General features: G+C 70.1%; 2 protein-coding genes. One reads left to right on the forward strand and one right to left on the reverse strand.

The features are described 5' to 3' along the window. Positions 1–664: DUF1223 domain-containing protein (locus B3T77_RS00830; RefSeq protein ID WP_292076165.1), on the forward strand; the 664-nt coding region annotated here is incomplete at its 5' end. Here the strand turns inward: B3T77_RS00830 and B3T77_RS00835 are convergent. Next, positions 661–1,255: phosphotransferase family protein (locus B3T77_RS00835; protein WP_292076168.1), on the reverse strand; the 595-nt coding region annotated here is incomplete at its 5' end. The two genes, B3T77_RS00830 and B3T77_RS00835, sit on opposite strands and share 4 nt — an antisense overlap.

Consider the following 1,255-nt stretch of genomic DNA (forward strand, 5'->3'; position numbering starts at 1 on the left):
GCCGCTTGCGCCGCGCCATGCGACGGCCAGCGGCCCGCCGGTGGTCGTCGAACTGTTCACCGCCCAGGGCTGTGGCGGCTGCATCGAGGCCAATGCGGCGGTGGAGAAGGCGGCGGCCCAGCCGGGCGTCATCGCCCTGACCTATGGCGTCGACTACTGGGACTATCTGGGCTGGACCGACACCTTCGCCCGCCCTGAGTTCGTTCAGCGCCAGCGCGCCTATCGCGCCGCCCTGCGCCAGCGCGGCGTCTCGACGCCCCAGGTCGTGATCGATGGCCGACGTCAGGTGTCGGGGGCCCGCAGCGTCGAGCTTGAAACCGCCATCGGTCAGGAGGCGGTGCGTCAGGCCTGGCCGCCGGAGATAGAATTCCGCGAGAGCGGAGCCGGCGTCGGCGTCGGTTCCGGCCGCGCGCCGGTCGGCGGCGCCGAGGTGGTGGCGGTGACCTATACGCCCGGCCCTCAGGTGGTCGAGGTCCGTCAGGGCGAGAACCGGGGTCAGGCCGTGCGACACATGAACGTCGTGCGCGGCGTGACGCGCCTTGGCGAATGGCGCGGTCGCCCGATGCTCTACGCGCTGCCGTCAGCCCGCCCCGGCGAGGCCGTGGCGGTGCTGGTGCAAGCCAAGACGGACAAGCGTATTCTGGGCGCCGCAGTCAGGGACTAGGCGCCTGCCTGCTTCGCAAAGGCCCACGCCGCGTCGCTGAGCGGACCGACCTGGGCGGCCATGGTCTTGGCGTGGGCGCTGGCGGCCGTGCCGTCGCGGACGCGGCCGGCGATGCCTTGGCAGATGGCGGCTAGCCGGAACAGATTATAGGCGTAAAGCCAGTCGAGGTTGGCGGGCCGCATGCCTGTCGCGGCGGCGTAGCGTTCGACGGTCTCCTCCACGGACGGGATGCCCAGGGCCTCCAGATCGGCGCCGGCGAGGCCGTTGCGCAGCGAAGCCGGAATGGCCCAGGCGATCAGCAGATAGGAGAAGTCCGCCATTGGATCGCCCAGGGTCGACAGTTCCCAATCCAGCACGGCGCGAACCTCTGCTCGATCCGGCGTCAGGATCATGTTGTCGAGACGGAAGTCGCCGTGGACGATGCGGCTGGGGCCCTCAGCCGGGAGGCTTTCGGGCAGGAAGGCGATCAGCCGGTCCATTGCTGGAACCGGCTCGGTCTCCGACGCATGGTACTGTTTGGTCCAGCGGCCGACCTGACGCGCGAAATAGTTTCCGGCCTTGCCATAGTCGCCCAGGCCGATGGCGGCCGGA

It is taken from the genome of Brevundimonas sp. UBA7838, assembly GCF_002500885.1.
GTDB classification, from domain to species: domain Bacteria; phylum Pseudomonadota; class Alphaproteobacteria; order Caulobacterales; family Caulobacteraceae; genus Brevundimonas; species Brevundimonas vesicularis_C.